Here is a 26,004-nt window from a genome sequence, read left to right as displayed (position 1 = left end):
ATAACGTACCTTTTATAGTGAGAGGAAGATAAACTCAAGAAGAAAGAAGGTGTATTTAAAAACAGACACTTTAAAGTTTCTTTCTATTATAAAAGTAGTTCCAGCGTTAAAAAATTACAGGTTGATTTCTTTTTTCAAACATGGTAAATTGTTAGTCGGTCTATTTTTACGAATTATAAAATAGGACGATTTATTATAAAAAAAGAGAGGTGTAAGTCACAAATATGAAGCTTATTTTAAAACATGCAAAAAACTATCGATTAGCTGTTTTTGTTTCTTTGCTTTCTGTCGCACTTATGGTGACAGCTACGCTTTGGCAACCTAAGTTGTTGCAACAAGTACTAGAAGCAATCATCACGGAAGACAGCGATGAAATGCGTACGATTGGCATTTCTTTGATTAGTTTAGCACTCCTAGGTTTAGCAGCTGGAGTCACGAATACGATATTTTCTGCTAAAGTCGCACAAGGTGTCAGTGCAGATATCCGGGAGGAAGCGTTTCGCAAGATCCAGACCTTCTCATTTGGTAATATTGAACAGTTTTCTGCTGGTAATTTAGTGGTGCGCTTAACGAACGATATTACGCAGATCCAAAACTTAGTTATGATTTCTTTGCAATCTTTGTTCCGTATCCCGTTTCTGTTTATTGGTGCATTTATTCTTGCGATGGCAACAATGCCTCAGTTGTGGTGGATCATCGTTCTTTTGATCGTTACTGTATTCTTGATCACAGCGCTGTCCTTTACACGTATGGGCAAGCACTTTATGATCATCCAAAAACTGATCGATAAAGTTAATAGTATCGCAAAAGAAAATCTAATGGGGATTCGAGTAGTCAAATCGTTTGTCCAAGAAGAAAATCAGTTGAATGAGTTTAGTAAAGTCAGTGAAGATTTAACAAAGCACAATATCATTGTTGGAACATTATTTTCAGTCATGATTCCCTCATTTATGTTAGCTGCGAACTTAGCTGTGGTGGGCGCAATCTTCTTCGTCAGTGATCTTGCAAAAGATGATCCAACCCTGATTGGTGGTATTGCTTCATTTATGAACTATTTGATGCAGATCATGATGGCGATCATCATTGGCGGTATGATGATGATGATGACCTCAAGAGCTGCCGTTTCATTGAAACGGATCAAAGAAATCTTGGATACTGAACCAGATTTAACTTATCTAGATGTACCTGAACAAGAATTGACTGGTTCTGTTCGTTTTGAAAACGTGTCTTTCCGGTATCCTGGTGATGATGCAGACACACTCAAAAATATCACTTTTTCGATCGAGCCTGGTGAAATGATTGGTATTGTTGGGGCAACCGGAGCAGGAAAGTCAACTTTAGCACAATTGATTCCACGCTTGTTCGATCCAACAGAAGGAAAAGTAGAAGTTGGTGGTGTTGATCTACGACAAGTGAATGAACACAGTTTAAGAAATACCGTTTCGTTTGTTTTACAAAAAGCGATTCTTTTTTCAGGCACGATTGCCCAGAATCTACGTCAAGGGAACAAGAATGCAACAGAAAAGGATATGGAGAATGCTTCTTCTATCGCTCAAGCCAAAGAATTTATCGAGAAATTAGCTGATCGTTATGAAGCACCAGTCGAAGAACGTAGTAGTAACTTTTCTGGTGGACAAAAACAACGTTTATCTATCACACGTGGTGTGATCGGTCATCCAAAGATCCTGATTCTAGATGACAGTACCAGTGCATTAGATGCCCGTTCAGAAAAACTGGTTCGCGAAGCCCTTGATCGTGAGTTGAAAGACACGACAACGATCGTTATCGCCCAAAAGATTGCTTCTGTTGTCAAAGCAGACCGCATCTTGGTATTGGATGAAGGAAAACTAGTGGGTGAAGGAACGCATGAAGAACTCGTTGCGAACAATCAGGTATATCAAGAGATTTTCGAAACTCAAAAAGGAACGGAGGAGTAGCCATGACTGATTTGATTAAAGCAAGTAAGTTTTTCTATCATTATTTAAAGCGGTACAAGGTTTCCTTCTTCTTTATCTTTATTACTGTGATTGCAGCAACTTACTTACAGGTAAAAGCACCTCAATATATCGGGGAAGCTTTCCAAGAATTAGCAAATTACATCGGTGCTTTGATGCAAGGTGTCGATGATAAAAGTAATTTCCTTTCGATTATTTGGAAGCTTTTGATGTTTTATGTTTTAGCCAGTGCGGCAAATTTTATTTACAGTATTTTATTTACACAAGTGGTAGGGAAATCAACGAACCGGATGCGTATTGGTCTATTCAATAAATTAGAAAAATTAACGATCCGCTTTTTTGATTCCCATCAAGACGGAGAAATTCTTAGTCGCTTCACTAGCGATTTGGATAATATCCAAAATAGTTTGAACCAAGCACTTCTTCAAGTGATCACGAATGCGGTTCTATTAGTTGGTATCTTGATCATGATGTTCCGCCAAAATGTCCAACTTGCTTGGGCGACGATTGCTTCTACACCGGTAGCGATTTTGATTGCTGTCCTAGTCATTCAAAAAGCCCGCAAATATGTCGACATCCAACAAGATGAAGTCGGTAAATTGAATGGTTACATGGATGAAAAAATTAGTGGCCAACGCGTGATCATCACGAATGGTCTGCAAGAAGAAACAATCGAAGGCTTCTTAGCCCATAATCAAACTGTTCGTGAAGCAACATTTAAAGGACAAGCATACTCAGGGTTGCTTTTCCCAATGATGCAAGGCATGTCTTTAGTTAACACCGCAATCGTGATTTTCTTTGGTGGATGGTTAGCGTTGAATGGTGATCTGGAACGTTCAGTAGCGCTAGGATTAGTAGTTACTTTCGTCCAATATTCCCAACAATATTATCAACCATTGATGCAAATTTCTTCTGGCTACAGTATGATCCAATTAGCGATCACTGGAGCGCGAAGACTGAATGAAATGTTTGCTGAAAAAGATGAAGTGAAGCCACAAAATGGCAAACCATTTGCTGGAATCGAAAAAGGCTTATCATTAACGAATGTTGATTTTGGTTATAGTCCAGAGAAATTAGTCTTAAATGATGTTTCCATTGATGTGAACAAAGGCGAGATGGTTGCTTTAGTAGGCCCAACTGGTTCAGGTAAGACAACGATCATGAACTTGTTGAATCGCTTCTATGATGTGAACGGTGGCTCTGTGAGCATTGACGGAACAGATATCCGCGAGTATGATTTAGACGATTTGCGTCGACATGTCGGAATCGTTCTACAAGAATCAGTTCTATTTTCTGGCACGATCCGAGACAATATTGTCTTTGGTAAACCAGATGCAACGGATGAAGAAGTAGTTAGCGCAGCGAAACAAGCAAATATCCATGACTTTATCCAGACGCTAGAACATGGCTATGATACTCACGTCTCTGAAGAAAATAATTTGTTCAGTACGGGGCAAAAGCAATTGATCAGTATCGCGCGAACAATCATCACGAATCCAGACCTATTGATTTTAGATGAAGCAACAAGTAACGTGGATACAGTAACTGAAGCAAGAATCCAAAAAGCAATGGATGAAGCGATCAAAGGTCGGACAAGTTTCGTGATCGCCCATCGCTTGAAGACGATTTTGAATGCTGATCGTATCGTCGTTTTACGTGATGGTAAAGTGATCGAAGAAGGAAACCATCACCAACTATTAGCAGAAGATGGCTTCTATGCGGAGTTGTATCATAATCAGTTTGTGTTTGAGTAGGCGCTTGGGACAGAAGTGTTCAGCCTTATTTCCGAAGAGGTTCCTTCTGTTACCGCCGTTTATTCGGTTTTAGGTGGTGGGAGAGAACGAATGTCTCACTCCCGTCATTGTGTAACGAATGTTCAAATGGAAGTCGAAAAACACCAAATCAAGAAGCCCTTGGTTTGGTGTTTTTCATGTAATGCAGTCTGATTGGCGCTTTTGGATGAATCCAAACATGAACCTTGGAAAATTAGCAAGGCTAGTGTATTTATGTAACAAAAGTTGTGGCAAATAGTTTTCAGTTATTGGGAAGTGAATCTGTGATTTCTTATTAAGTCAGGTCAATGATTTTAGGAACCATAACTACGTACAATAAAAAGCACTTAATCAAGTATTCCTCTTGATAATCGTTTGATCAATAGGAGTGACGATGAATTTCTATTCTAAATACACAGACACACTTGAATGTTAATTGTATTATAGTATAATTTATTCAACAAAGAACAGGTTCATAGTACGACCAAGAACCACTAGCTGGCGGGCTAGTGGTTTTTGTCTAAGCGTGTTACATAGAACATAGTAAGGAGAACATTATGGGTATTTTAGGAATCCTAATAGCCATCATCAGTTTTATTTTGGCAGTAGGCGTAACAATATTGATCATTCGTGTGCTAAAACAGTATTTCACTAAATCATAGGACAAATGTAATCAAGTGAATACCATTAAGAAAATGGCATTCTAATTGGTCGTTAGGTTTTGGTAAAAAAATGAAAAACCTCTTTATCTTCTCAGTTTTATCACACTAGAAGATAAGGAGGTTTTTATTAGTTGTGGCTTTTCTTTTTTTCGATACAATACAAGATCGGAGGATTATTTTTTTGATTGATAAATTGATAATTCAAAACATTGAATTGTTCTTGAGGCAACGCTTGGCAAAAGCTTTGTACCATATCTAGTTCTGCTTCGCCACCTTGATGGCCATAATAAACGACGATGATCATGCGACCTTGTGGAACTAAACGTTTCAAGATTTCTTCCATCGCTGTTTTTGTCGTTTCAGGTAGCGTGATGACGGATTTATCACTTTTGGGTAAATAGCCTAAGTTGAAGATGCCGGCTTTGATGGGTTGTTGTTCAGAAATGACCGCACCAATGGTTTCATGTCCTTGTAAAAACAGGGTCGTCCGCTCCAATAAGCCGTTTTCTGACAATTTCTGTTGCGTGGACGCCAATGCTTGTTTTTGGATATCAAAACTATATACCTGACCGGTTTTTCCGACTTTTTCTGCTAGAAAAACGGTGTCATACCCATTACCCATCGTCGCATCAATCACATGATCTCCCGGTTGGATGATTTCCTCCAATAGCGTATGGCTAAAATGAAGTGCCGTTTTTAACATCCGCTTTTGACTCCTTCTCGAATATTGTACTTTCCTTGGTAACTATTGCGACGAATCATTTCTTCATCGATCGCATTCAAGACTTCCCATTTTTTCAAACTCCACATTGGCCCGATCAAGGAGTCCCAAGGTGCATCACCAGTCAAACGATGGATGATGATCTCTTGAGGAATCATTTCCAGTTGGTCACAAATGACAGATACATAATCTGCTCGACTCATCAACTGCAGTCTGCCCTCATGATAGTCTCGTAACATCTTCGTTTTACGCATCAAGTGCATCAAATGTAGTTTGATTCCTTGGATATCAGAATCTAAGATCGTGCGACGAACATTTTCCCGCATCATTTCCAAGGATTCTCCCGGTAAACCGTTGATCAAATGCGTACATACACGTATGTCGTGCTTCCGTAATTTCGCAACACCGTCTAGGTACGTCTGATAATCATGGGCTCGATTGATCAGGATGGAGGTTTCTTCATAAGTCGTTTGTAAGCCCAATTCTACCCATAAATATAAACGTTGATTCAATTCAGCTAAGTAATCAACGACTTCATCGGGTAAGCAATCTGGTCTAGTACCAATTGATAAACCAACGACACCCGGTAGATTGATGACCTGTTCAAATCGTTCACGAATGACTTCGACTGGCGCATGGGTGTTTGTGAAATTTTGAAAGTAAACGATGTATTGATTCACTTGTGGCCATTTTTTGTGCATCATATCGATTTCTTTTTGAAATTGGATCGGTAGTGGCTCTTCTGGAGCAACGATCATATCACCAGAGCCAGAAACACTACAAAAGGTACAGCCACCATGGGCAACTGTCCCGTCACGATTGGGACAATCAAAGCCACCATCGATCGGTACTTTAAAAATTTTTCCACCAAATTCATGGCGTAACGCATAATTCCAAGAATGGTAACGTTTATTTCCTTCAGCATAAGGAAATTCCATTAAAATCCCTTCTTCCTATTTGATTGTGTAAATGGCAAGCGTTGTTGGACATACCAAGGATAAGTCAAGCATAACCAAAACAGGCTCAAGCTATAACCACCGAGGATATCACTAGGATAATGGACACCCAGATAGACACGACTAGCGCCAATACTCAGAATCAATAAACCTAACAATACTTGGATCATCCATGCCCATTCTCTCGTCTTGATCAAAGATGGCATCAAAAAAATCAGTGTGCCATACAAGATCATACTCGTTGCGGCATGTCCGCTGGGAAAACTATATGTCGTTTCGACCACTAAATGTTGCAGACTTGGACGGTCACGCATCACCAACAGCTTGATTAGTGGATTTAATATCCCAGCAACTAGCACAAAGTTGAAGATGAACCAATACAGTTCTTTTCTTTTTTTCTTGTGCCACAACCAAAGAGCAACTAATCCAAATACTAAAATGACAGTTATTGCATTTCCAAATGTCGTGATCAACCGCTGAAATGGATTCCAATCAGGATAAGGAATACGAATCCAATGGGTCAGTGTTTGGTCAAAACTAGACAATAGATCCACGCGAAATAAGACAAGTAGACTCAACGCTAGAAAAAGCAAGAAGCAACTTGCGGCTGAGATTTGGAAGATTCTTTTATTTTTCATTTAACTCCTCCTTCATGCCCAACCATTATAGCATTTATTATAAGAACGAAAAACAAGAGTTTTCTATTCCTGTTCACTTGGATCAATGAATAAAAACATATTGTTATGCAAGTTGTAATGTAATAGCAACCCTCAAGTAATATAACCGACATATTTAATTAAAAAAATAGGTGGTCATATATAATTTAATAACTCGGAATCGTTTGATTAAAGGGTTAACAAAAGCGTCAAATCAAAAAATTACGAAAGATTACATAAAGATTACAAAACAACGTAATAGTCTTAAATAACTTTTAATAAATATTAAGAGAAGTTATAATTATTGATAAGGCTAGATAAAAGTAATTAAATATGGGGGATAGTATATGCAAAAGGAATTAGTAGGACGAAAAGAACGCAGACGTCTGGAACAAGCAAAGCGTTACCGTAAAGTAAAGCGAAGTGCGGCAATCGTCGGAACCGCAATGGTGGGCTGTTCAGCTGTAGCACCAGTATTACAATCAGTCGCTGTCAATGCGGATGAAACACCGATCCAAATGAACTCTCGGATCAATACCGCTGCATTTATCACAGAAATTGCAACATTTGCACAACCGATCGCAAACGCGAATGATTTGTATGCTTCAGTAATGATCGCTCAAGCAGTCGTCGAAAGTGGTTGGGGTGGCAGTACATTATCACGTGCACCGTATCATAACTTATTTGGGATCAAAGGAAGCTACCAAGGACAAACTGTTTATATGGACACGCTTGAATTCTTGAACAACCAATGGGTGACGAAAAAAGAACCTTTCCGTCAATATCCTTCTTTCGCAGAGTCTTTTAGTGACAATGCCTATGTACTTAGAAATACTTCATTTGGTAATGGCTACTACTATGCAGGTGCTTGGAAGAGTAATACTCGTTCTTATACGGATGCTACTGCCCATTTGACAGGACGCTATGCGACAGACCCAAGTTATGCGACAAAATTAAACAATCTTATCATGACGTATGGCTTGACCAAATATGACACACCAGCAACTGGAAATGCAGGCGGTGGTGCGACTACTGGCGGCGGCAATACGATTAATACAGGTAACACAGGAAGTACAAATACAGGAAGCACGAATACAGGAAATACTGGTGGAAGTACGACTACTGGTTCAACGACGTACACAGTAAAATCAGGTGATTCTGTTTGGGGCATCTCAAATGCTCATGGCATCTCAATGGCACAATTGATTGAATGGAATAATATTAAAAATAATTTTGTTTATCCAGGACAAAAATTGACGATCAAAGGTGGTACAGCTGGCGGATCTTCAACAACAAATTCAGGAAACAATACAGCTTCTGCAGGTAGCAGTTCTGCTGGAACAACAACAAACAATTCGTCCGGTACGCGTTATACAGTCAAAGCAGGTGACTCTGTTTGGGGTATCTCGAATGCCCATGGTATCTCAATGGCACAATTGATCCAATGGAATAATATCAAGAATAATTTTGTTTATCCAGGACAAAGCTTGATCGTTTCTAATGGTGGGTCTGCTTCTGTAAATACACCATCGACACCAAGCACAACTCCATCAACACCAAGTACAGGTGCTTCAGTTTCTGGTGCAAAATATACGGTCAAAGCAGGTGATTCTGTCTGGGGTGTGTCTCATGCCCATGGCATCTCAATGGCACAGTTGATCCAATGGAACAACATCAAGAACAACTTTATTTACCCAGGACAACAGTTGGTTGTTTCAAATGGTGGCGCATCAAGCACTGCATCAACGAATCCAGCACCTTCAACACCGACGAATAATCCAACGACTTCAAACACAGCAAGCCAAGGCTCAGGCACCTACACGGTCAAAGCAGGGGAATCGGTGTGGAGCGTCGCAAATAAAAATGGGATCTCGATGAACCAATTGATTGAATGGAACAATATCAAAAATAACTTCATCTACCCAGGTCAAAAACTGATCGTAAAAGGTGGTAGTACAGCAGCACCAACATCTACACCGACAACAACGCCGGCAGCTGCGCCAAGCACACCGAATACGTCAGCAGCAACGAACACATCAACTTCTGGTGATACGATCTATACGGTCAAAGCAGGTGAATCCGTTTGGGGTGTAGCTGATAAACACGGCATCACGATGGATCAACTGATTGAATGGAACAATATCAAAAATAATTTCATTTATCCAGGCCAAAAAGTGGTCGTGAAAAAAGGAAATACAACAGCAGCACCTACGTCTAATGATGGCAAACGTTATACAGTCAAAGCAGGTGAATCCGTTTGGGGCGTAGCTGATAGCCATGGCATCTCAATGGCGCAATTGATCGAGTGGAACAACATCAAAAATAACTTTATCTACCCAGGTCAAAGTTTGATCGTTGCAAAATAATCGATCTGACTGAAATAATAGTTGATTGATTCAATAATATTTGTTACTATGAAGCTACTAAAAATTTAGTTGACCAACGTTTGAAAAGGAAGTAGTAAAAAGTCGAAAGTTTTAGAGAGCACATGGTTGGTGAAAATGTGTACGGACGCTTTTGAACTCGCCTTTGAGTTGCACCTGCTGAACAGTTCTCCCAGTAAGCAGAGGCGGTGACGACCGTTACAACGTTCAAGGCCTTGTTTAGTAAGGCAAAATTAGGTGGTACCACGTAGATTACGTCCTATAAAAAGAGCAATCTTTTTATAGGATTTTTTTGTTTTTCAAGGCCAGATGCTAAAAGAAAAAACAGATCATTACATCAAAATAGGGGGTTCAAGATGAGCTATAATCACAAAGAAATTGAAAAAAAATGGCAAAAATATTGGGCAAAAAATAACACCTTCAATACGCATGATGAACTAGGTAAACCAAAATTCTATGCGTTGGATATGTTTCCATATCCATCAGGACAAGGTCTACATGTTGGGCATCCAGAAGGCTATACTGCAACAGATATCCTAGCTCGTTTCAAACGTAGTCAAGGTTTCAACGTATTACATCCAATGGGGTGGGATGCATTTGGACTACCAGCAGAACAATACGCATTGGATACAGGGAATGACCCTGCAGAATTTACGCAAAAAAATATTGAAACCTTCCGTCGCCAAATCAATTCACTTGGTTTTAGTTACGATTGGAATCGTGAAGTCAACACAACAGACCCTGAGTACTACAAATGGACACAATGGATCTTTACTAAATTATATGAAAAAGGTTTAGCCTATGAAGCAGAAGTAGCAGTGAACTGGGTACCTGAACTAGGTACAGTGATCTCAAACGAAGAAGTGATCGACGGAAAAAGTGAACGTGGTGGCTATGATGTCATCCGCAAACCAATGCGTCAATGGATGCTGAAAATCACCGCTTATGCAGATCGTTTGATCGATGACCTAGAGCTTGTGGATTGGCCCGAAAGCATCAAAGAAATGCAACGTAACTGGATCGGTCGTTCAGTCGGAGCAAATGTCACGTTTAAAGTGGCTGGCACAGACAAAGAATATACGGTCTTTACCACACGTCCAGATACGTTATTTGGGGCAACCTACTCTGTGCTAGCACCAGAGCTAGACTTAGTTCGTGAGATCACAACTCCAGAACAAAAAGAAGCAGTCGAAGCGTATATCGCAGAAACAGCGAAAAAATCAGATCTTAAACGAACAGATCTTGCTAAAGAAAAAACAGGTGTATTTACAGGTGCGTATGCGATCAACCCAGTAAATGGCAAGGAAATCCCTATCTGGATCGCTGATTATGTGTTAGCTTCTTATGGCACAGGTGCGATCATGGCAGTACCGGCACATGATGAACGTGATTACGAGTTTGCACAAACGTTTGATCTAGAAATCTTACCAGTCATCGAAGGTGGAGATACTTCAGCAGCTGCCTACACAGAAGATGGTGCGCATATCAATTCTGATTTCTTGAACGGATTGAACAAAGAAGAAGCCATTGATGCGATGAATCAATGGTTGGAAGAACATGGTGTTGGGAAAAAAGAAGTCAGCTATCGTCTGCGTGATTGGTTATTCTCTCGTCAACGTTATTGGGGAGAACCAATCCCAATCATCCATTGGGAAGACGGCACAGTGACAACTGTATCAGAAGAAGAATTACCACTACGTTTACCAAAAACAAGCAATATCCAACCAAGTGGAACAGGGGAGTCACCATTAGCAAACATTGACGAGTGGGTCAATGTCGTTGATCCTGAAACAGGTAAAAAAGGCCGTCGTGAAACGAATACGATGCCACAATGGGCAGGAAGCTCATGGTATTACCTACGCTATATCGATCCACATAATAAAAAAGAATTAGCTAACTATGAAAAACTAGAACGATGGTTACCAGTAGATATTTATATCGGTGGGGCAGAACATGCGGTACTTCACCTATTGTATGCTCGCTTCTGGCATAAATTCCTTTACGATATTGGCGTGGTACCAACAAAAGAGCCTTTTGAAAAATTGTTCAATCAAGGAATGATCCTTGGAGAAAACAACGAAAAAATGTCTAAATCTCGTGGCAATGTTGTCAATCCTGACGATGTCGTAGAAGCATATGGTGCGGACACGTTACGTCTCTACGAAATGTTCATGGGCCCATTAGACGCATCGATTGCTTGGAGTGAAAATGGCTTAGAAGGTAGCCGTAAATTCTTAGATCGTGTTTGGCGCTTGATCGTGGACGAAAACAATAAAATGCGTGATCGTATCACGACACTGAATGACGGTAAACTTGATAAAGTATACCACCAAACAGTTAAAAAAGTCACAGAAGATTACGAAAATCTACATTTCAATACAGCGATTTCTCAATTGATGGTCTTTGTCAATGAAGCATATAAAGTCGATGCCTTACCTTATGAATATATCGAAGGATTCGTACAATTACTTGCGCCGATCGCGCCACATATCGGCGAAGAGCTATGGGCGATCCTAGGCAATGAACAAGATCTTTCTTATGCACCATGGCCGACTTATGATGAAGCTGCTTTGATTGAAGACGAAGTAGAAGTCGTCTTCCAAATCAATGGAAAAGTTCGTGCAAAAGCCAGTGTTGCACGTGACTTATCAAAAGAAGAACTAGAAAAAACAGCGATGGACGATGATAGTATCAAAGAACAATTAGAAGGAAAAACAATCAGAAAAGTGATCGTGGTTCCAAATAAATTAGTCAACATCGTCGCAAATTAATAAGTAAGGACCAATAGAAAAAAGTAAAAACGAGATGCCACATTCTCATGAAAATCATTTGGATTTCATGAGAATGTGGTTTTTTTTATAAATTTCCATCTGAGGGAAATTTTATTATCAGTGATAATTTCATATTTTTACTCTATATAATAGTTATCCCTTTTTGTTCAAGGAATAGTAACTAATCTAGTGTAGACAAGTAAAAGGTAAAGTCGAAAAAAATAGTGATCAACTGGCGTTCACGTCTTGGGTGTTTTTTTACCTTGCTAACGGTAAAAAAAGATTTTATTAGTATTTTGAAATTATGGATAATATTTGTATGGCATTTGCATTATTATTTTTTGAGTTTTTTTTCATTTTTAGCGGGTTTGCACCATTGATTCCACATAAAAATCCTGCATAAACTCGCAATGATTTTTGCGAAGGTGCCTGAACTAACTACATACCTTTTATTTATAGCTGAACTTTGCAGAAAACTTACGATCGAGTAGCTCGTTTTAAACGATTACTTGTCTCAATCAGCTTATCCAAAAAGATAGATGATTACATGCATTGTCAAAAAATAAGAGAGGGGAGAGAATTTTTGAAAGCAAAAAAAATACGGATTATCGCTACCTCATTCCTATTGTTTCAACAGGCATTGCTACCTTCAGTGGTAATGGCAATAGAAAACGAGTCGATAGCTAATACAGAGATCATGGAAGAGCAGCCAGAAAGCCACTTATCTGAAGAAGCAACAGAGGTGGTCGAAGAACAAGCACCAATTACTCACGAAGAGCCTGAAGTAGTAGTGGAAACTCCTGAAGCTCCACCAGAAGTGGCAGAAGAAGTGCCACCGATGGAAGCACCTCCAGAAGCGCCAGCGACGGAGGAGACTATAGAGACGGTGGAAACACAAGAAGAAGTGCCACCACTTGATGAAAGTCCGCTATCTGCCCATTTGGGACGGCTGAATTTAACTGCACAGAACGTAGCAGAACTAACCAATCATGGGAGAAGCTCCTATATTCAAGCAGTCTTGCAAAATGCCATCAATCGAACCATTACTTTAGGCAACGAGGTGAATGCAACAGCGACTTTCTCTGTGACCGTACCGACACATTCAATGGTTCAGCGAGTAGGCAATAGTAATGGATGGATTTCTTCTATTGTCACGGATAGTCCTGCCGGAATGCCCGACGAATTTTACACACAGATGTATTATGGAAACCATTCGACTCACCGAAATACCTACACACTGACAAATATTTCGTCAAGTAACGCAGCGGTGAGTGTATCCGCCACTGTGACCATCAATTCCAATTTTACATCAACGATCAATTTTACAGTTAGAAGAGTACAGGCGGCAAGTACGACCGTAGCGTTAGATGTCCGTGGAAATGTCGGTTTAGGTACGACAGGTGTTGCGACTCAGTTTACACACATTGCGACCCCAAGACATGTGATGAATCTTAGTTATACAGGGGAAACGATTGGACAATTGACAGTGAATGCGGAAGATGAGGGAGAAGAAGAGGAAGAAAAGGAAGAAGTCGGTGTTCATGAGAATGTGACGGTTCAGGCCACAAGAAATCAAACGTTGTCACAAGAAGTGATCCGAAGTTGGTTCCATACATTACCAGGTTCAGGAAATTGGCGTTTCTCCACGACAAGCCTTGGATCTGGTTGGTTTCCTGGTTATACTAATCAATTACCAGTTTATCTTATCAATAATTCCACTGGTGGGATCACACGATTTTGGACAAATGTGACGGTCGTAGACACTGAAGCACCTACAGGTATGGAAAAAACTGAATGGACAAATATTCAAGCAAATCGTCACCGAGATTTTAACCAGGAAGAATTACGTTCGGTTATAAATAATCTTCAAGATAATTGGTCTACGTTGAGTAATATTAGAATGGCATCTACAAGAAGCTTGATGGAATTAGAACCTAACTCCACTCATTTAATTAATCTAAATGCAACAGATGAAAGTGGAAATACACAAAATTTTTACGAAACAAGAATGCGTATTATAGACACATTAGCCCCTACAGGGACAGTGAAATCAGAAATAATCGATCTTTCTAATGTTGAAACAAGCATTCCCTCTCGTTCGGAAATCATGCAATTTTTGAATAATGATTTGGAGGACAATTGGACATTAAGAGATGAAATTATCGTCCAACTGTTAGACAGTAATGGGGAAGTTATCAATTTGCAAAATCTAGAACCATCAAATAGCGTTCATACAGGTTATATTCGTCTAGAAGATGAATTTGGGAATCAATCGGCGCTACAGGAAGTGAAATTTAATCTGAGAGATATCGAAGGACCAACAGCAAATGTCACGACTACGCCAGTAGATTTTGAAGCCACAAGAGTGAATGATTTGACAAAAGAAGACATTATGAAATTCTTTATCGATGATCCAGTGGATAATAGTACACCAACGGATCAAATCGATATTTCATTAATCGATAGTTCTGAGAATACAGTAAGTATCAGAAATGTTGCTCCGTCATTAACAAATGTCTATGACGCAGCAATCCGTCTAACTGATGAATTTGGTAATTTTCGTGATTTACCAGTTACGTATCGTGTAATAGATACAATATCTCCAGACGTTACGACCAATACAACTACTAGAGATTTACAAGCACGACGAATTGGCGGACTTGAACGCTCAGAGTTATTACCGTTTGTTGATTCGATGTCGGATAACTGGACCTTGAATGATGAGATTAAATTATCATTGCTTGACTCGCTGGGTACGGCTACTTCGATTGCTGGAGTAGCACCTAACTTACTCCAAACATATACAGGATTTTTAAATGTAGAAGATGAAGCAGGCAATGCGAATAGAAATAAAATGATCAATTATCGCGTAATCGATACACAAGCGCCGACAGGAAGTGCTAAAGGAACTTGGACAATTTTTGAAGCTAATCGTCATCGCGATTTTACCCAAGAAGAATTACGACTACTATTTCATAGTATTTCGGATAATTGGACATTACCAGAAAATATTCGATTAGAAAATCATCGCCATTTATATGTTTTATCTCCGAATGATCCAAATGGATACCATCCAATGGATATCACGGCAATTGATGAAGCTGGAAATGAACATATTTTTAGAGGAACTATGCCAAGAATAGTTGATACTACGGCGCCAACTGCTAGCTTCAAAGATGAAGTCATTGATTTTTCTACGCTCACTTCGAATACGTTCTCTCGAACGGATTTGTTGCGATTTTTCAGTAGCGCCCCTGTCGACAACTGGACATTACCAGAAAATATCACCATCGAATTAGTCGATAGTCAAGGAAATGCATTTGCGTTGGATGACTTGGAGTTCCAAGAATATACAGGCTATATTCGTTTGGAAGACCAACACGGGAATCGTACGGATCTACAAGAAGTCAAATTTCTTGCAGGAGATAACGAAGGACCGACAGGGAACGTCATCACGACACCAGTCGATTTTCAAGCACGTCGAGTGAATGAATTGACGAGAGACGAGCTATTAAAGTTCTTTACCGAAGATCCATTGGATAATACGACAGCAACCGATCAAATTGATCTTTCTTTACGTAATAATATTGGCGAAACTGTGAGTATCGTCAATGTTGCACCTTCGCCAACCATTTATGATGCCAACGTTCGTCTACAAGATATTCGAGGCAATTACACGGAATACGCTGTTAACTATCGCGTGATCGATACACAAGCACCGACCGGTTCGATCAATCAGACAACGACTGTCTTTGAAGCGACGCGTACACGTGATTTTACACAGGAAGAATTACGTTCTTTACTTATTGATTTAGAAGATAATTGGACAGAACGAGAAGCAATCACGTTAACAAATAATGTTCCGTTACATACTATGCCTCCTCATAGTCCTGGTGAATGGTATTATGAGCTACAGGTGGATGCCACGGATGAAGCAGGAAATACGACTACGTTTGAAAAAACGAAAGTTCGGATTGAAGATACCACAGCACCTGAGGGGGTATTAAAAGATCCATTAGTATTCACAAAAGGACAAACAGCTCCAAGCGGACGAGAATTTCTAGATGGTGATCCGACCGACAACTGGTCATTGTCACCAGATATTCAAGTGGTAGTTACATATGAAAACAATGTCGCGTTCGCAGATTTAGAAGTGGGAACGTATGGTGTGACAGTCACTTTGACGGATGAACAGAGAAATTCTCGAACATTGAACAGTCAAGTCACGATTTTAGAAGACACATCCGAGTATATTGATGTGACGATCCCGATGAATGTGTCCTTTGCCCAAAGCAAAGAAAGCAATGGTATTGTCTCACCAACTTATCAAATCCAAAATAATGCGGAACGTGCGGTCCAAGTGTCAGTAAGTTCAGTCGTTAGTCAATCAGAAACGGAAAAACTAACAGAAATCGACCTTGGAGTGAAAAACAATCTGAATGATAATCAAGTGATGTTGATCTCATCAGGTAAAAATCTCAATAACCGCAGAGAACTAGGAACGATTGACGGACATAGCACTTCTTTTTCCTTCTCATTATTTGGCACAGTTGGCGAAAACTTTGATTTTGAAAGTTTGGACGATCCATTGAATCCGATTTACAGTATGCGCTTGAATTTCAATGCACAGTAATAAAAAAATTTTTATCAAATGAAATAGGTGAAGAGAAAACCTAGCATTCTTTATAGAATAATAAGAGAACAGTAAGAAAGTAAATGCTTTCTTACTGTTTTTTTTTATTTTAGTTAAAAAAATTATTTATGAGGAAAAGGTTTGGAAGTTCTCATAGAAAAAAACATTAATTTGTACTTATAGAAATTTTGGTTTTAGATAGAGGGTGAGAATACGGAAACATGAAGAGAAATCAGCAATATATAGTGAATATCAAGAAAACATATCGAGCAATTCGGTAACAATATGATTAAAATTCAATGTTTGTTTCTCTAATTTAAAGTTAAAACCATTTTTTTTGCCTTTCTAACGGTAAAAAAAGATTTTGTTCCTATACTGGAATTGTGGATAATTTTAATGTGGAATGTGTACTATCTTTGTTAGATATTAAAAAACATTCAGTGAAAGAATTACATAAAACAATTATTCGATCGTGAGAAGGCGATTCTGCGAACTGTTTATACTGAATGAAACAGATACATCCTCTATCTGTATGAGCCATTAGGCAGCTTTTTTGTGATCAAGCACATAGTTTTTTAACGCCTACATATAGTTACCAGTTGATCTCAAAGATGCATACAGTCAGTAGGTTTAACATGCACATTCTAAAAGAAAGAGAAAGGGGGACAGAATTTTTGAAAGCAAAAAAAATTCGGATGATCGCTACTTCAGTCCTATTGTTCCAACATACATTGTTGCCATCGGCAGTATTTGCCATAGAAAATGAGACGATTGCTAGTACGGAAATCATGGAAGAGCAGTCAGAAAGCCACTTATCTGAAGAAACACCAGAAGATGTTATAGAAGAACCAACAGTACAAGAATCAACAGTACAGGAACCAACAGTACAAGAAGAGGCTCCGGAGGAATCGATCCTCTCTGAGCAACCAGCGACTGTAGAGGAAACACAAGTGGTCGAAGAAGAGCCAGTTGTCTCAGAAGAACCAACGACGGATATACCAACTGAGGCAACAGTTTTACCACCACTTGATGAAAATTCGCTAGTGGTGAATTACTTAGCACGCTTGAATTTGACCACAGAAAATGTGACTCAATTAACGAATCATGGTAGGAGTTCTTATCTTGAAGGTGTATTACAAAATGCGATCAACCGAACCATTAATTTAGCGAATGCCGCAAACTCAACCGCCAGTTTCTCTGTCACTGTACCAACACACTCATTGGTTGAGCGTGTTAATGGAAATAATGGTTGGATTTCATCGATCGTCACGGACAGTGATGCCGGAATGCCGGACGAGTTTTACACACAGATGTATTATGGGAACCATTCAACGCATGGAAACACGTATACTTTATCGAATATTTCTTCAAGTAATGCTGCTATAAGTGTAGCAGCAACGGTGACAATCAATAACAATTTCACTGCAACTATCAACTTCACAGTAACAAGAGTACAGGCGGGAAATGAAGCTGTAACGTTAGATATTCGCGGAAATGTTGGTTTAGGTACGACAGGGGTTGCGACGCTATATCCAAACATTGCGACACCAAGAAAAGTGATGAATCTTAGTTATTCAAATGAAACGATTGGACGATTGACGATCAATCCAACAATAACTTATGTAATTAAAAATCCTGTGACGATCGAAGCCCAACGTCCAGCTCGTGTACCCAGTGATACAATACGTGATACTTGGTTTGATTCCGTACCTACGTATGCGCGTAATTATTATTACTATGTTGCTGGTACGATAAACAACAATATGTGGTATCCAGGTCGAACTGGTTCAATGACAGTCAATGTAGCAGATTCTTCCAATTCAATCGTCTATGAACGCATTTCGACAAACTATGTCGTGGTGGACACCACACCACCAGAAGGAACGGCAGTCGAAGATTTCGTCACAATCCAAGCCAATCGTCACCGAGATTTTACCCAAGAAGAGTTACGATTATTAGTGAACGGATTGAAAGATAATTGGTCAGAATTAGAAAACATCACATTAACTTTCGAAAAAAAATTATATAACCTTAGTCCTAGTACAAGTTATCAAGATTGGGTGAAATTGACAGATGAATCTGGTAATGAACGTTCATTGCTCAATACGAAGTTGCGTATTACTGATACCATAGCGCCAACAGGGACAGTGAAATCAGAGACGATCGACCTCTCTGGGGTAACAACGGCTATTCCTTCACGGACAGACCTTTTGGCATTTCTGAATAATGATCTGGATGACAACTGGACATTACCAGAAAACATCAAAATCGAACTCGTTGACAGTAATGGTTCAGTGATCAATTTACAAAATTTAGAGTCAGAGGATAACATTTATACAGGCTATATTCGCTTAGAAGACGCACAAGGAAATCAATCAAACCTACAAGAAGTAAAATTCCAGGGAAGAGATGCGGAAGGTCCAACAGGAAATGTCACAACATCACCAGTTGATTTCCAAGCGCGAAGAAGTGAGGAATTGACGCGAGAGGAACTCTTAAGTTTCTTTACGGATGATCCTCTAGATAACGTGACACCAACCGATGAGATTGATCTTTCCTTACGTAACAATGTTGGCGATATCGTGAGTATTGTCAATGTCGCACCGTCAACGACTGTTTATGATGCGAAAGTTCGTTTACAAGACCAAGCAAACAACAAGACAGAATATTCAGTCAATTATCGGGTGGTGGATACACAAGCGCCGACAGGAACAGTCAGAAATCATTGGACGGTGTTTGAAGCCAATCGTCATCGCGATTTTACCCAAGAAGAATTGCGCCAGCTAATTGATAATTTAGCAGATAATTGGTCAGAGTTAGAAAATATTCAACTGAAGAATCATCGTCACTTATATGATTTGTCTCCGAATAGTGGAGGGACTTACCATCAACTGGATCTCACGGCATCCGACGAATCCGGGAATGAACACATTTTTGACAATACCATGGCACGGGTAGTGGATACCACGGCGCCAACCGCTAGCTTCAAAGATGAAGTCATTGATTTTTCTACGCTCACTTCGAATACGTTTTCTCGAACGGATTTGTTGCAGTTTTTCAACGGTGCCCCCGATGATAACTGGAGCTTGCCAGAAAACATCACCATCGAATTAGTCGATAGTGAAGGGAACGAATTTGAGTTAGACGACTTAGAGTACAAAGAATATATTGGCTTTATTCGTTTAGAAGATGAACAAGGAAATCAATCGGCGTTACAAGAAGTCAAATTTCTTGCGGGAGATAACGAAGGTCCGACAGGAAATGTCGTCACGCAACCTGTTGATTTTCAAGCACGAAGAAAAGATGAATTGACGAAAGATGAACTATTGCAGTTCTTTACTGAGGACCCATTGGACAACACGACACCAACCGATCAAATTGATCTTTCCTTGTGTAATGATAACGGGGATATCGTAAGTATTGTCAATGTTGCCCCATCGACAACCGTTTATGATGCGAATGTTCGTCTAGAAGATATCCGAGGAAACTATACGGACTATTCGGTTAACTATCGCGTAATCGATACGCAAGCACCAACTGGTATAGTTAGAAACCATTGGACGGTGTTTGAAGCCAATCGTCATCGGGATTTTACCCAGGAAGAATTAAGGGAACTAATCAGCGATTTAGCGGACAATTGGTCAGAGTTAGAAAATATCCAGTTGATAAATCATCGTCACTTATATGACTTATCTCCGAATGGATTCAATGCCTACCATCCAATGAATATTACAGCAACCGATGAAGCTGGGAATGAATATATTTTTAATAATGCCATGCCACGGATTGAAGATACTACGGCACCTGACGGAACATTAAAAGATCCGTTAGTGTTCACGAAGGGGCAAACAGCACCAGCGCCTCGTGAATTTTTAGATGGTGATCCGACCGACAACTGGTCATTGTCACCAGATATTCAAGTCGAAGTTGCGTATGAAAACAATGTGCAATTTACCGATTTAGCGGTAGGCGATCATGGTGTAACGATCACCTTAACAGACGAAGCTGGCAATGCACGGACATTGAACAGTCAAGTCACGATTCTAGAAGATACGTCCGAGTACATTGATGTGACGATTCCTACAAATGTATCCTTTGCGGAGAGTAAAGAAAGTAATGGTATTGTCTCACCAATTTATCAAATCCAAAACAATGCGGAACGTGCGGTCCAAGTGTCAGTGAGTTCGGTCGTTAGTCAATCAGCTACCGAAAAACTAACAGAAATCGATTTAGGGGTGAAAAACAATCTGAATGACAATCAAGTCATGTTGATCTCATCAGGTAAAAACCTCAATAACCGCAGAGAACTAGGAACGATCGAAGGACATAGCACTTCTTTTTCCTTCTCATTATTTGGTACAGTTGGCGAAAATTTTGATTTTGAAAGCTTGGATGATCCATTAAATCCGATTTACAGTATGCGTTTGAATTTCAGTGCGCAATAATTGAGAAGAAGTTGCACAGCCGTGTGACTTCTTTTTTTTACGTAATTTTATAACTATTTTCCTAAGCGATACGGAAAAATCTATTTTGAAAAGAAAGCGATTTCATTTTATAGTGAATGTAAGAAATTCAATCAAAAAAATAGAGGAGTGATCGTAATGAAAAAAGCATTGATTATTTGTGCCGCAGGAATGTCTTCTTCGATGATGGCATCAAAAACAACAGAATATTTTAAAGGAAAAGGCGAAGAGGTATTTGTTGACGCGGTTTCTGCAACAGAAGGGGACAACCAAATCAAGACAAGTGATTTCGATTTGTTCTTGATCAGTCCTCAAACTACAATGTACTTGGATAAATTTGTTAAACTAGGAAAAACAGTAGGGAAACCGGTCGTAAGTATACCATTCCAAGCGTATGTTCCTATCCCTACGGGTATCCAAAAATTAGCAGAGCTGATTGAGGAAAATATATAGACGAATAGGGGAAGATAATAATGAAACAAACAGAAAAAGAGTTATTGCGGCAATTGATTGATCATCAAGGAGAATACCTCACAAGCCAGTACCTCGCTTCTGAATTATTATTATCTGACCGTACGATTCGAAACTATTTGAAAACATTGAATGAAGTGATCGAAACCAATGGCGGAAGACTCATTGCAAAGCAAGGGCAAGGGTATCAATTAGAGGTCGTCAACAAGCTTGCTTTTGCGCTGTTTTTAAAGCAACGAGAAGTCACTGTGGAATATGGCGATCAGGTGACTGAGTTCTACGGTTCAGAAGATCGAAAAAAGTATATTTTAAATAAACTACTTTTGGAAGATCGCGCAATCGTGATCGATGATTTGGTAGAAGAGTTATATATCAGCCGTTCGAGTTTAGTGAATGATATCCAAGAAATCAAAGAGAAGTTAGCCGAATATTCGTTGAAAATTGTGTCGAAACATAAACAGGGAATGTGGATCGAGGGTCAAGAACAAGACAAGCGACATGTGATCATGGATACCTTTTTTGGAAATAAGTATACCAATTCTTTAAAAGAATATCTCGGTAACAGTCAATTCTTCAAGGAAATCAATTTTGAAGAATTAGTGATCATCATCTTGGACGAGATTCGTGAATCCAAATTAAAGGTGTCCGATTTTGTGATACAAAATTTAGCGTTACATTTAGCATTGGCAATCAAGCGAATGCGAGCCGGATTTGAGATACAAGTGCCTGAAATCACTGGAGAAGAAATCCATGAGACCGAATATCAAGCAGCCAAGAATATAACCAGACGGATCGAGTCTATAATGAATGTTCGTTTCCCAAAAGATGAAATTGCTTATTTAGCGTTACATTTGATGGCTAAATCGAATCAAAGCCATAAAAGGGAGAATCAGGAGTTAGTGACAGAGCTAATGTCAGTTCTTAAAGAGCTTGCTCAGGTTCTTGGTCAGTCAATCGTCGAAGATTATCAATTCAGGAATGGCTTGCTCAATCATTTAGAACCAATGTTGGTTCGTTTAAAGAGAGGGATTGCTTTGGAAAATCCTTTAACAAAAGAGATCAAAAAAGAAGATCCGCGAGCCTTTGAATTGACTAAACACTATTTCAGTCAGATGCCTTCTTTGAAAGGTTATAAAATCAATGAGGATGAATGGGCGTATTTAGCGCTTCACCTAATGGCAGCGATTGAAAAAAATAAGGTCGATTGTAAACTACAGGCGTTGATCATCTGTGCGACTGGTTATGGAAGTGCACAATTGCTGAAAAATCGGGTATTGAGTGAATTTGGGAAAAACATTGCAGTGAAACAAGTAAAAGGCTACTACGAAATCGATGAACAGGCATTAGAAGATATTGATGTAATCATTTCTTCTATTGATTTATCTACGATGTTTTTCAAAGTACCTGTTCTCCATGTCAGTGTTTTCTTGAATGATCAGGATGTTCAAAAGATCCGTAAAGTGATTGAAGAATATCGTCCAAGTTGTTTTGTGAAACCACAAGAAGCGTTATCTTTTATGAAGGAAAAAGTAAGTTTTTATGAAGAGCAGATTTCTAGAAATTGGTTTAAAGTTTATCCTTCAGCACCAACAAAAGTCCAAGCTATCAATGATTTATTGGCACTTTTACAAGAAGATGAAACGGAGAATTATACGTCTGAGATGGCTCACCAAATCGAACGTCGTGAGAAAATGGGGCAAATCATTTTCAGTGAACAAGTAGTTGTCCCGCATCCAGCGATCCCAGTGGGGGCTACTGCTAAAATTGCAGTGGGGATCATTCCTGATGGGATGGAATGGGATGAACAAGGGGCGATCCATTTTGTCTTTCTAGTCTCTCCTTCTTGTATTGAGAATGAAGGAATCACTGTTGTAACGAAAGCAATCGTGAAATTTATTGATCGATTGGATCTACAGCAGCAGATTTTAGCTGAACCAACGTTTGAAAATTTTAATGAACAATTTATAAAAATGATTTATTAAGGAGGAGTCTTGATGACGGAGAAAATGACGAGTGAAGAGCTCCAAGTAACCGCTTTTGATATTATTTTTCACAGTGGCAATGCACGAACATTGATCCACGAGGCATTTGCTTTGTTACGAGCAGAAGATTTTACAGAAGCAGAAGAAAAGCTAAATGAAGCAAATCAAGAAATTTTAGAAGCCCATAAATCACAAACGCATTTATTGAAGGAATACGCGAGTGGACAAAAAATTGAAATGGAGATCATTATGGTCCATGCGCAAGATCATCTGATGACGACGATGACGTTATTGGAAGTTGCAAAAGAAATGAGCTATCTATATCAAAAATAAACAAGAACAGGGGGTGAAAAAATGAGTGAAGCTGAAAAAAAACAACGAGAATTAGAGAAAAAGGCATTTAGTTTGAAAGTCTTGTATTTTAATCGTTATTTGATCATTCGCTACTTAACGGCTGGGTTCTTTTTTACCAATCTTTATTGGCTGGTTGCCTTACTTCTTGCGAGTAGCAAGATGTTTTGGGTACCATTAGGGCTATTATTCTTTCTTTTACCAGTCGTCGCAGAACAAGTGGCACTTTATCGCACACATAAAAATAATGCAACGGTTACTCGAAATTATTACCGCTTGCAAGCGGTAACCAACGTATTTCTCCTATTAGCAGTATTTTCATCAGGGTATTCTCAGTTGTTTCCTTTTATGGCGAATGGTTCAAATGGGCAAGCATTGATTTTATTTGTGATTGCCAGTGGGTTGCTAATCTGTCTGTTTTGTCAGCGACGCTTGAATAAAATCCATGCAAATACGGATCGTCACTATCAACGAATCAAAGAGTATGAACGTGTAGTACATTTTGGAAAGGGGAGTAAATAGATGTTTGATTTTCTACAGAAATATTTGATGGGACCGATGGGGAAAGTGGCACAGTTCAAGATCGTACGCGCAGTAATGGCTGCTGGGATGGCGTCGATTCCCTTTACGATCGTAGGCTCGATGTTTTTAGTTTTGAATATTTTACCGTTACCATTTCCATTTTTAGAAGGATTTTTCAATGCAACTTTCTTTAAAGTCAGCGACTTGTATATGATCGTCAACACGATGACGATGGGGATATTATCTGTTTATTTTGCTATTGTATTTGCTTATGAATTAACGTCGATCGAAAGAGATGAACAAGCACTGAACGTCAATCCTTTAACTGGCGCGCTATTATCTGTTTTTGCTTTCTTTATGTGTATTCCAGAGTTGATCATTTCAGACGGAAAAATCAGCTTGATCTCTAGTATGACCGATGCAGAAACTGTGGTTAGTGGTGTACGTATGGGCGCATTTGTCGAACGTCTAGGTACGTCAGGTATTTTTACCGCCATCATCATGTCTTACATTGCAGTTGAGTTGTATTGTATGTGTGTGAAACGTAACTGGGTCATCAAGATGCCAGATGTTGTACCACCTGGGGTTTCACGTTCCTTTACTGCATTGATCCCAACGTTTGTGATTGCCTTTGTGGTGATGATTGTCAACGGCACATTAGTTGCGTTAGGAACAGATATTTTCAAAATGATCGCTATTCCATTTGGATTTGTAACAGAATTGACGAATACGTGGATAGGGATCATGATCATTTATTTCTTGATCCACGCGTTATGGATCGTAGGGATTCATGGGGCGAACATTATTACCTCATTCTTGACACCAATCGTTTTAGCGAACATGGCAGCAAATGCGCAAGGTGCAAATTATCCTTTAGCCGGCGAATTTAATAATTCTTATGTAACAGTTGGTGGTTCTGGAGCGACATTAGGATTAATTATCTTTATTGCTTTTATGGCAAAATCCGATCAGTTAAAAGTATTAGGAAAAGCTTCATTAGTACCAGGGATCTTCAATATCAATGAACCAATCATTTTCGGGATGCCGATCGTTTATAATCCTTACTTGGCAGTACCATTTTTCTTGGCACCAATGGCATCCGCATCATTAGCATACTTTGCCATCAAACTAGAAATCGTTCGACCAATGTTAGCTCAAATGCCGTGGCCTTCACCAGTAGGGATCGGCGCCTTTGTTGGTAGTGGAGGTGACTGGAAAGCCGCTGTCTTAGCCGTCTTATGTGCGATTCTCGGCTTTATCATCTGGTTGCCATTCATCAAGTTTTATGACAATAAATTATTGACTGAAGAACAAGAAAAAGCCGCAGAATTAGCAAGAGAAGGTTCAGTGGCTTAGTGATTCAAAAGAAAACTCAGTTGCCATTCGTTAGAGATGGTAACTGAGTTTTTTAGTGAGTTGTTATGAAAAAAGGAAAGCCTATATATGTTGAATAATGAGAAAATTGGAGAAGCTTGTAAAAATAACCTTGTATACAAAAAAATAGATATCTATTGGTCAATAGAACCTACAAAGTTACTTCTAGAGGGAGAACACTATCAAAGTAAGGCATGAAATAGTAGAAAACAGTTGCTCCCCCTCTTAAAGGAAGCCGCAACATTTCAATTGCCAGGAGAGTCAAAAGCGCAACATGATAAAAATAAGGAGAATAGTCTGGTTCATATATGGACAGTCATAAAAGGATGTA

The 26,004-nt window shown here is 39.3% G+C and carries 14 protein-coding genes and 1 other annotated feature; of the genes, 11 read left to right on the top strand and 3 right to left on the bottom strand.

The window, feature by feature from the left end; all coding sequences use genetic code 11:
- The first annotated feature begins 224 nt into the window (after positions 1–224).
- Positions 225–1,937, top strand: coding sequence for an ABC transporter ATP-binding protein (locus tag IGJ00_RS14105; RefSeq protein ID WP_071867916.1), 1,713 nt, complete (start codon positions 225–227; stop codon positions 1,935–1,937).
- A 2-nt stretch (positions 1,938–1,939) separates the two neighbouring features.
- Positions 1,940–3,709 (top strand): ABC transporter ATP-binding protein, encoded by a 1,770-nt coding sequence (locus tag IGJ00_RS14100; protein ID WP_086335567.1) that lies wholly within the window; start codon positions 1,940–1,942, stop codon positions 3,707–3,709.
- An 807-nt stretch (positions 3,710–4,516) separates the two neighbouring features.
- Here the strand turns inward: IGJ00_RS14100 and IGJ00_RS14095 are convergent.
- From IGJ00_RS14095 to IGJ00_RS14085, 3 genes are read right to left on the bottom strand one after another with little or no spacing between them, the layout of a single operon-like run.
- Positions 4,517–5,092 (bottom strand): class I SAM-dependent methyltransferase, encoded by a 576-nt coding sequence (locus tag IGJ00_RS14095; RefSeq protein ID WP_071867918.1) that lies wholly within the window; start codon positions 5,090–5,092, stop codon positions 4,517–4,519.
- Complete coding sequence (locus IGJ00_RS14090; RefSeq protein WP_071867919.1) at positions 5,086–6,048, bottom strand: TIGR01212 family radical SAM protein; 963 nt, start codon at positions 6,046–6,048, stop codon at positions 5,086–5,088. Before IGJ00_RS14090 ends, IGJ00_RS14095 begins: the two co-directional genes overlap by 7 nt.
- On the bottom strand, positions 6,048–6,704 hold the full coding sequence (locus tag IGJ00_RS14085) for a phosphatase PAP2 family protein (RefSeq protein ID WP_071867920.1): 657 nt from the start codon (positions 6,702–6,704) through the stop codon (positions 6,048–6,050). Before IGJ00_RS14085 ends, IGJ00_RS14090 begins: the two co-directional genes overlap by 1 nt.
- Positions 6,705–7,069: 365 nt before the next feature.
- Between IGJ00_RS14085 and IGJ00_RS14080 the strand changes: the two genes are divergently transcribed.
- The 9 genes from IGJ00_RS14080 (at position 7,070) to celB (ending at position 25,655) form a co-directional block, all read left to right on the top strand.
- Positions 7,070–9,088 (top strand): LysM peptidoglycan-binding domain-containing protein, encoded by a 2,019-nt coding sequence (locus IGJ00_RS14080; RefSeq protein ID WP_430604211.1) that lies wholly within the window; start codon positions 7,070–7,072, stop codon positions 9,086–9,088.
- A 70-nt stretch (positions 9,089–9,158) separates the two neighbouring features.
- Positions 9,159–9,371, top strand: a binding site (T-box leader).
- 91 nt (positions 9,372–9,462) lie between these two features.
- Positions 9,463–11,877: a leucine--tRNA ligase gene (leuS, locus tag IGJ00_RS14075; protein ID WP_260697820.1), complete on the top strand. Its 2,415-nt coding sequence runs from the start codon at positions 9,463–9,465 to the stop codon at positions 11,875–11,877.
- A 583-nt stretch (positions 11,878–12,460) separates the two neighbouring features.
- The gene (locus IGJ00_RS14070; RefSeq protein ID WP_438844551.1) at positions 12,461–16,510 is read left to right on the top strand and encodes a hypothetical protein; all 4,050 of its coding nucleotides are present in this window, start codon (positions 12,461–12,463) and stop codon (positions 16,508–16,510) included.
- A gap of 674 nt (positions 16,511–17,184) precedes the next feature.
- Positions 17,185–20,955, top strand: coding sequence for a hypothetical protein (locus IGJ00_RS14065; RefSeq protein WP_438844550.1), 3,771 nt, complete (start codon positions 17,185–17,187; stop codon positions 20,953–20,955).
- A 156-nt stretch (positions 20,956–21,111) separates the two neighbouring features.
- On the top strand, positions 21,112–21,426 hold the full coding sequence (locus tag IGJ00_RS14060; protein WP_010734143.1) for a PTS cellobiose transporter subunit IIB: 315 nt from the start codon (positions 21,112–21,114) through the stop codon (positions 21,424–21,426).
- Positions 21,427–21,446: 20 nt separating this feature from the next.
- Entirely contained in the window at positions 21,447–23,426 is a 1,980-nt protein-coding gene (locus tag IGJ00_RS14055; protein WP_438844549.1) for a BglG family transcription antiterminator, read from the top strand.
- A 12-nt stretch (positions 23,427–23,438) separates the two neighbouring features.
- The gene (locus IGJ00_RS14050) at positions 23,439–23,759 is read left to right on the top strand and encodes a PTS cellobiose transporter subunit IIA (protein ID WP_071867524.1); all 321 of its coding nucleotides are present in this window, start codon (positions 23,439–23,441) and stop codon (positions 23,757–23,759) included.
- Positions 23,760–23,780: 21 nt separating this feature from the next.
- Positions 23,781–24,299, top strand: a complete 519-nt coding sequence (locus tag IGJ00_RS14045; protein ID WP_438844548.1) for a hypothetical protein — start codon at positions 23,781–23,783, stop codon at positions 24,297–24,299.
- Positions 24,300–25,655, top strand: a complete 1,356-nt coding sequence (gene celB, locus IGJ00_RS14040) for a PTS cellobiose transporter subunit IIC (RefSeq protein ID WP_019722564.1) — start codon at positions 24,300–24,302, stop codon at positions 25,653–25,655. It abuts the gene before it with no gap.
- The last annotated feature ends 349 nt before the right edge of the window (positions 25,656–26,004 follow it).

Origin of the sequence: Enterococcus sp. AZ062 (assembly GCF_051715065.1) — a bacterium.
Taxonomy (GTDB): domain Bacteria; phylum Bacillota; class Bacilli; order Lactobacillales; family Enterococcaceae; genus Enterococcus_B; species Enterococcus_B mundtii.
This window is presented reverse-complemented; position numbering and strand designations above follow the sequence as displayed.